Genomic DNA, 7,300 nt, shown 5'->3' on the forward strand with positions numbered 1-7,300 from the left:
CGGGTATATCTCTCCTGGCAGATTTATTGTTTAGGCATTTAGTTTTGATTTGATTAATTATTAACACGACGACTTATTGCTGCTTTGAGAAGTGTAATAACACATGACATTAACTCTTAGAAAAAGGGATTTTTTTAGTGCGTAGCTCTAATTTATGCGTGTACATGGATGAATCGGCGGCGGCGAGTAGTTCATTAATCGGTGTATCTTTCTCTAAATCGCAATTAGCGTACCCCACGCTAAAATTAATATTATAACCACGCAATTCCTGGCTATTGCGTAATTCTAATGCATTCTTAAAGCGGCTTAATATTGCTGGCATATCACTACAACCTGATGCCGTGAGTAATGTGACAAATTCGTCCCCCCCCAATCGGGCGACAACATCTGTGTCACGAAAGAAAAGCTGCAACTCCTCAGCGAAAGTCACTAATGCCTTATCACCTTCAGCATGACCATAACTGTCATTTATTTCTTTAAAATCATTTAGATCAAAGAAAATCAAGGTGGCAGGAATATTATTATGCGAGCAAAATGTCAATGCATGCTGAGCCAGAATTTCAAAGCCTCGACGGTTGGTTAACTGTGTTAGTTCGTCAATAGTTGCTAATTGAACGGCAGCAATTTCTTGCTCAGCCATTTTCGCTAAGTCACATAAAAGTTGTTGGTCGTATTCATCTAAAGAGCGCGGTTTAAGATCGATAATACAGAGTGTGCCAAGTTTACTGCCATTGGGAACAACCAGCGGACAACCCGCATAAAAACGAATGCCAGGATCGTCGGTAACAAGTGGGTTGTCACTAAAACGAAGGTCGTTAAGGGCATTGGGTACCAAAAGGATATCGTCACCTAAAATCGCATGACCACAAAAAGATATATCCCTGGGGGTTTCGCTGGTTTCCAGTCCGGGATGTGATTTAAACCATTGCCGGTTTACGTCGACGATAGATATAAGCGCGATTGGCACATTAAATAAACGTTTAGCTAAGCGGGTGATACGATCAAAGCGTTCTTCGGGAGAGGTATCGAGAATATTATAAGAGCGTAATGTAGCAATTCTCTTAGCCTCATCTTGAGGTATCGGGGGAGCTTGCATATTCATCGTCTCCTGTTACTTGTCTTATCCACTTAGCGCGAAGTGTCGCTAACAAAGATTAGCAGTAGTGATCAAGGACTACTGGGTGTGGCTACAAAACAACATCAAAAATAAATTTAACGCATTGAAAATTAATTATTTTCTCATCAGTGAGATGACATTTTACAAACGTAAAACTCAATCCAAGAATCTATTCACCCGTATCACAAATTACCAACTGTGGCTCGGGTAGCTTTTATTACCATCAGGCTCAATTCCCGGGGCAAATGATCGCTTGTGCTGCAATTATCGTCTTTTTCTCTGGGTCATAAGCGATTGACGGTGAGCCGTATAATACATAGCCAAGCTTCAATTGATCAGACACTCGGTGACAAAATGATGAATCATCTGGTCCGGTAATCAGCCGGTATATTGGTAATCCATCTGGCGGCACAGTATTCATATACATCCCCCATTTTGTTGATTAGTCGTGTGTATGCTTTTGTACATTATCTCTGGCTGCGGCTTTGGCTTCTTCAGCCAACTGTTCAATTTGCTCTTCGGTAAGTTGTTCTGAAGCTTCATGAATTTTAGCCAAACCTTCATTAACTGTTGTTTCTTCGTGATTTTTATTAGACATAATGGATCCCATACAGCGTTGCATTTAATTTATACTATAGGTCATTTAACCCTATTAAGGGGTTTTATAATGAGTTAGTGGTTTTTAGGCTCGCCGAGTCAATATCAAACAGGCGCTGGGGGAGTAAACCTCCCCAAGAGTCACGAGTTGATGCAGGAATTTTTAATAAAAACCATCCCGATTTCTATTCAGGTTTCTTCGCAGAAAGTAAAAATAGCATAGGGCGTTCTTTCTCTTCATCCAATGCAGGATAATCTATAATTTGCTGTGTTGTTGGTCCCCATTCTTCGATATGTGTAATTATAAAACCTTGTTTTATCAAAAAATTAATATAAGTCCCTAATGTCCGATGCTGCTTGATAACGCCTTCTGCCAACCAGTTTGTTATACGTTCCCCTTCCGCCTGATAACTGTTCACCGGCCAGGATTTTTGCCCATTATCGGCAATTAACCAACCAGGTTGCTTTGCTGCGGTAAAGATAGGGTGTTCTGCGGAAAAAACAAAACTGCCCCCAGGAGTTAGTGCTTGATAAATCGTGGCAAACAGTGCTGGCAGTGCTTTTATATAATGCAATGTGAGTGAGCTATAGGCTAATTGGAACAGTTGTGGTGGTAGATGCAAATGTTCCAGGTCTTCCTGACGGTAAATAATGTTTTCGTCAGTGGTCATCTCTTTAGCACGGTTTAACATTCGCGTTGAAACATCCAACCCTAAAACTTCGCTGGCACCTTGCGAGCATGCGTAGCGACAAAACCAGCCATAGCCACAACCCAGATCTACAACTTTACTTCCTGATAGCGACGGCAGCATCTGGCGAATGGCTTCCCATTCTGGCGCGCCAGCCAATCCGTCAACTGAACGGGGAAGTTGTGCATACCCTGAAAAAAATGCCTGATTATCATAAATATTCTGAGTCATTTCTCTTCTCCTTTAAATTAACTTTTTACTCCTGAATAAAAAGCATCGGCAGTTTAGCACTAATGAAAAGATATTGAATATATCAGAGGATCCGCCAAATGTTATTCCTTTGTTATAAATACAAATGACTGAGATTAGCTAAAGCGAAATTGAGATGTAATAACGGATAGTTAAAACTATTTAATATGGAGTGCGGAATAAATTAATATTATGCGGATTCTGTTATTTATTGAGAAATAGCCTAAACTTTATACAGTACGTGTTGACGGACTTCGTTAACCGTTCGGGAAGGGTCACCTTCTGTTTGGTGTTGCCAAAGACTGATAAAGCGTGAATATACTGCGAGAGCAGGTAGCCACTATGCCAGATTAAGGCACTTTATCCCTGATTAGATGCTTCTCTTGAAGGAGATAGCGATGACTCCCGTACAAATACTGATTATTCTGGTGCTAACACTTTTTGCATTGTACCGCCAGTCGGTCAGCCACGAGGTGTCTTTAGGCCCCGCCCGTTTTAAATGGGCCTGGGTTTACGGGATGGTCGGCCTGGTAGTCGGTGGAACATATATGCCCGCTACGATGACTTCCTGGGTAGTTTTAGGTAGCGGAGTTTTATTTAGTATTGTTGTCGGTGTTTTGCAAGGTCGCCTTATAGAGATTTGGCGTGAACCTGATGGACGTATTTTTTGCAAGGGAACACCACTGACGATAACTTTATTTCTGCTATTGGTTGGTTCTAAATGGATTATAGGGACACTGCAATATCTTTATAATCAACCAACGGAACAAGGCGGGTTTGGTGAAATCCTGATCATGATTGCAGTCATGGCAGCATTTCAGGTCGAGATTGTCAGACGACGTATTCGGGTTTTATACCCGGATAACCCCGTTGATTCATTACCTGAAGGGCAGTAACAACGTTTATTTCAGCTAACAGCCGAGGACTGGCTGCTAGCTGAATATAAAGGACTCATAGATATCTTCGAAAAACGTGATCAGTCGACAATAAAAAGTCTGGCCCCTGAGATTGTAGATGAACGATGTGCTTCGGCGCCATCGGCAACCTGATAACTCATACCTGCCTTCAATATAAAGCTTCGCCCATCGTCTAATTCAGTGCTTAGTTCACCTTCAAGGCACAGCAATATATGCCCTTTAGAACACCAATGGTCAGCTTTGTATCCAGCACTGTACTCAACCATACGGACTCTAACACGACCAAAAAGTTGTGTTCGCCAGTAGGCAACCCCTTGTTCCCCCTTATGCTCAGTTGTTTCTATTTCTGACCAATCGGTGATACCGAAGGGGATATCCACTATTTTCATTTAAATTACCTCTTTCTAATGCTGGCCGACCTTACATTAACTCACTATTAAAACGAATACACAGTCTATTACCTTATTGCCAATCCAACTTTTATAAAGTGGGCCATACTGTGAGATGTACGGTTAAATGGAGTTATCAAGCCTATGAATAATCCCACAATCTTCCAGTTTTTCCATTGGTACTATCCTGATGGCGGTAAATTATGGCAGGAGGTCTCAGATCAAGCCGCACATATTAGCCAACTTGGAATTAATATCGTTTGGCTTCCCCCCGCATATAAAGGTGCCTCAGGAGGATATTCTGTAGGATATGACACCTATGATTTGTTTGATCTGGGGGAGTTTGATCAGAAGGGGACTCAGTCGACTAAATATGGCGACAAAGAAGGATTACAGAATGCGATTAACCGATTGAAGGAGAATGGCATAAAAGTTCTTTTTGACGTTGTATTCAATCACAAGATGGGGGCGGATGAAAAAGAACAGGTCAGTGTCCGTAAAGTTAATCCTGATAACCGGACTGAAATGGACGATGATATTATCGACGCCCTTGCCTATACCCGTTTTACGTTTCCTGGCCGCAATAAAACTTATTCATCCTTTGTTTGGGATAAACAGTGTTTTACCGGTGTTGATTATATTGAAGAACCCTCAGATGAGGGGGTTTTTAAGATAGTAAACGATTATAGCAATGAGGGATGGAATACAGAGGTTGATGATGAGTTAGGTAATTTCGACTATCTGATGGGGGCGGATATTGATTTCCGTAATCCTGCCGTTATGGATGAGTTAAAATATTGGGGAAAATGGTTACTGGAGTCACTATCAATTGATGGTTTTAGATTGGATGCAGTAAAACATATCCCGGCATGGTTTTTTAAAGCATGGATAGAATATATACAAAATGAAACAGAACATGATTTACTGATTATTGCGGAGTATTGGTCCCCTGATATCGAAAAATTACAACAATATCTGGCACGGGTAGAAGGCAATGTAATGTTGTTCGACGTTGCTTTACATCACAAGTTTCACGAAGCATCGAAACAGGGCGAAGATTTTGACTTAACGCAAATATTCAATGGCTCATTAATTGAAGTTGACCCGTTACATACCATTACGTTGGTGGCCAATCACGATACTCAGCCACTTCAGGCTCTGGAAGCACCGGTAGAACCTTGGTTTAAACCTTTGGCTTACGCGTTGATCTTAATACGAGAACAAGGTATTCCCTGTGTTTTTTACCCCGATCTTTTTGGTGCCAATTATGAAGATAACGGTGAAGATGGGGGGACTTATCAGATAGAGATGCCGGTTGTTGCTGAATTGGAGAGGCTAATTCAAGCCAGGCAACGCTTCGCTCATGGCGCACAAACCGATTATTTTGATGATAAAAACTGTATTGCTTTTGTTCGTGCTGGCACGGCGGAGGCACCCGGTTGTGTGGTGATTCTTTCGAATGGCGCAGAAAGTGAAAAAACAATCGTTCTTGGTGGAGGTTTTGAAAATAAAGAGTTTGCTGATTACTTAGGTAATCGTCAGGATATTATTACTACAGATGAAGATGGTGGGGCGACATTTCCTGTTAATGGCGGGAGTATTAGCCTTTGGGTACAGAAAGAACTTCTGTAACCCGTATAATGAATATGTTCTTCAGAGAGATGCAATATTATCTTGAGCTAGGCGCTAAGTTGCTATGATTTACACGACTTAGCGCTTAGTCATTATTTCCTTAGCTTAATGATGGCTGATTAACTTGAAAGAAACGGATAATCTGGCGCAACTCCGCGCCTTGTTCTGTTAATGATTGTGCGGCGGCGGCAGCTTGTTCAACCAATGCAGCATTTTGTTGCGTAACTTGATCCATCTGTTCTACAGCGATACCGATCTCTTGAATACCAATGTGTTGCTCGTGTGATGCCGTCGATATCTCGCCAACGATATGAGCAACTTTCCCCACCGAGTCGACGATCTCGCCCATCGCTTGACTGGCATGGTCAGCGCGTTCTGAACCCGCATTAATTTTCTCAACCGTACCAACAATTAATTGCTTTATCTCTTTGGCTGCATTTGCACTTTTCTGTGCCAAAGTGCGTACTTCGCTTGCGACAACGGCAAATCCCTTACCTTCGGTGCCCGCTCGGGCGGCCTCAACTGCAGCATTTAACGCTAATATATTGGTTTGGAAGGCAATGCTTTCAATAACAGCAATAATATCGACGATCTTCCTCGAGCTTTTGGTGATTTCTTGCATACGAAGTAGCATTTCATCAACAATAATTCCGCCTTCTGTGGCGGTTGCTGCTGTATTAACCGCCAACTCACTTGCCTGCCGGGCATTCTCCGCATTCTGACGTACGGTTTGGGTGAGTTCCTGCATATTTGCTGAGGTTTGAATCAGAGAGGATGCTTGTTCCTCGGTACGTTGTGATAAGTCAGCATTACCCTGAGCAATCTGATTCGACGCAACAGAAATTGATTCACTCCCATGCATGATCTCATTAATCGTTTTCTTCAACTGCCGGTTCATGATATTCAGAGAAGCAAGTAAGCTATTATTATCACCTGGGCGAAGTTTTATTTCAGTGGATAAGTTTCCGGCGGCGATATGGCCCATAATAGCCACAGCGTAGGCCGGTTCCCCTCCCAATAAACGAGAAAAGTTGCGGGCAATCATGACAGCAAGCAGTGCAGAAATGAAAACAGCAAAGAGCAATAAAGCGATAAGTACATTTTTGGCAGTATTAAAACTTTGTTGACCATCCGTTGCAGCTTGTTCTCCACCTTGAACTTCCAGTACGACTAATTCAGCGAGGTCTTTCATCAACTGTGTGCGATATTTTCTTGATGTATCACCACTAATTTTAGTGGCCTCAGCTAATTGATTATTATTAACTGCATCAATAACGAAACTGTTTGCCTGAGAAAAGTGGTCAAAATCTGACATTATTCTCTTGAATAGTTCGGAGTGATTGTAACCTTCGGGTAATTTCAGAAATCTATCTTGCGCGGCACGAAAGTTGTCTACGGCCTGTAATATCTCCAGACGGTGTCCTTCGCGCTCTTTTTCTGTCGATGAGGCGATATACTGAACCTGCTGCAGGCGCAATTCGGCTAAAACGCCTCGCATCTCTAATGCATAGCGAACACCCGGTAACCAACTGTCGCGATAGGCTTCCAGCCTGGCGTTATTACTGCTTAACTGTGATAGTGCCACAGCACCTAGCAATAACATCATGACAATAACAACCGAAAAGCCTGAGAGTAACTTTGTCAAAATGGATAGGTCGGAGAACTTTTTCATGAACATTACGTATATTAAATAAAGGTGCAATGTATAAC

General features: G+C 42.2%; 8 protein-coding genes. 2 read left to right on the forward strand and 6 right to left on the reverse strand.

From position 1 onward, the window contains the following. Nucleotides 1–109 precede the first annotated feature (109 nt). From V1952_RS18555 to V1952_RS18570, 4 genes are all read right to left on the reverse strand, one after another. Nucleotides 110–1,102, reverse strand: coding sequence for a diguanylate cyclase domain-containing protein (locus tag V1952_RS18555; RefSeq protein ID WP_420075291.1), 993 nt, complete (start codon nt 1,100–1,102; stop codon nt 110–112). Between the two features lie 244 nt (nt 1,103–1,346). Next, nucleotides 1,347–1,544 carry a DUF1737 domain-containing protein gene (locus V1952_RS18560; protein ID WP_420075292.1) on the reverse strand — a complete coding sequence of 66 codons (198 nt, stop codon included), beginning with the start codon at nt 1,542–1,544 and terminating at the stop codon, nt 1,347–1,349. 15 nt (nt 1,545–1,559) lie between these two features. Then, the gene (locus V1952_RS18565) at nt 1,560–1,727 is read right to left on the reverse strand and encodes a hypothetical protein (protein WP_372558761.1); all 168 of its coding nucleotides are present in this window, start codon (nt 1,725–1,727) and stop codon (nt 1,560–1,562) included. A gap of 172 nt (nt 1,728–1,899) precedes the next feature. Next, nucleotides 1,900–2,634: a class I SAM-dependent methyltransferase gene (locus V1952_RS18570; RefSeq protein WP_372558762.1), complete on the reverse strand. Its 735-nt coding sequence runs from the start codon at nt 2,632–2,634 to the stop codon at nt 1,900–1,902. Between the two features lie 416 nt (nt 2,635–3,050). Between V1952_RS18570 and V1952_RS18575 the strand changes: the two genes are divergently transcribed. Then, nucleotides 3,051–3,548, forward strand: coding sequence for a hypothetical protein (locus tag V1952_RS18575; RefSeq protein ID WP_083159119.1), 498 nt, complete (start codon nt 3,051–3,053; stop codon nt 3,546–3,548). An 80-nt stretch (nt 3,549–3,628) separates the two neighbouring features. Here the strand turns inward: V1952_RS18575 and V1952_RS18580 are convergent, their stop codons facing one another. Beyond that, entirely contained in the window at nt 3,629–3,958 is a 330-nt protein-coding gene (locus V1952_RS18580; RefSeq protein ID WP_083159118.1) for a DHCW motif cupin fold protein, read from the reverse strand. Between the two features lie 144 nt (nt 3,959–4,102). Here V1952_RS18580 and amyA point away from each other — a divergent pair, with 144 nt between their 5' ends. Beyond that, entirely contained in the window at nt 4,103–5,590 is a 1,488-nt protein-coding gene (gene amyA / locus V1952_RS18585) for an alpha-amylase (protein ID WP_420075293.1), read from the forward strand. Between the two features lie 100 nt (nt 5,591–5,690). Here the strand turns inward: amyA and V1952_RS18590 are convergent, their stop codons facing one another. Then, nucleotides 5,691–7,262 (reverse strand): methyl-accepting chemotaxis protein, encoded by a 1,572-nt coding sequence (locus V1952_RS18590; RefSeq protein WP_372558764.1) that lies wholly within the window; start codon nt 7,260–7,262, stop codon nt 5,691–5,693. Between the last annotated feature and the right edge of the window lie 38 nt (nt 7,263–7,300).

Origin of the sequence: Yersinia sp. 2542 StPb PI, assembly GCF_048593855.1 — a bacterium.
GTDB lineage: Bacteria > Pseudomonadota > Gammaproteobacteria > Enterobacterales > Enterobacteriaceae > Yersinia > Yersinia enterocolitica_E.

Bases quoted from the DNA above. Each gene is read 5' to 3' on its own strand.
- V1952_RS18555 (WP_420075291.1), bottom strand. From the start codon at position 1,102: ATGAATATGCAAGCTCCCCCGATACCTCAAGATGAGGCTAAGAGAATT.
- V1952_RS18560 (WP_420075292.1), bottom strand. From the start codon at position 1,544: ATGTATATGAATACTGTGCCGCCAGATGGATTACCAATATACCGGCTG.
- V1952_RS18565 (WP_372558761.1), bottom strand. From the start codon at position 1,727: ATGGGATCCATTATGTCTAATAAAAATCACGAAGAAACAACAGTTAAT.
- V1952_RS18570 (WP_372558762.1), bottom strand. From the start codon at position 2,634: ATGACTCAGAATATTTATGATAATCAGGCATTTTTTTCAGGGTATGCA.
- V1952_RS18575 (WP_083159119.1), top strand. From the start codon at position 3,051: ATGACTCCCGTACAAATACTGATTATTCTGGTGCTAACACTTTTTGCA.
- V1952_RS18580 (WP_083159118.1), bottom strand. From the start codon at position 3,958: ATGAAAATAGTGGATATCCCCTTCGGTATCACCGATTGGTCAGAAATA.
- amyA (WP_420075293.1), top strand. From the start codon at position 4,103: ATGAATAATCCCACAATCTTCCAGTTTTTCCATTGGTACTATCCTGAT.
- V1952_RS18590 (WP_372558764.1), bottom strand. From the start codon at position 7,262: ATGAAAAAGTTCTCCGACCTATCCATTTTGACAAAGTTACTCTCAGGC.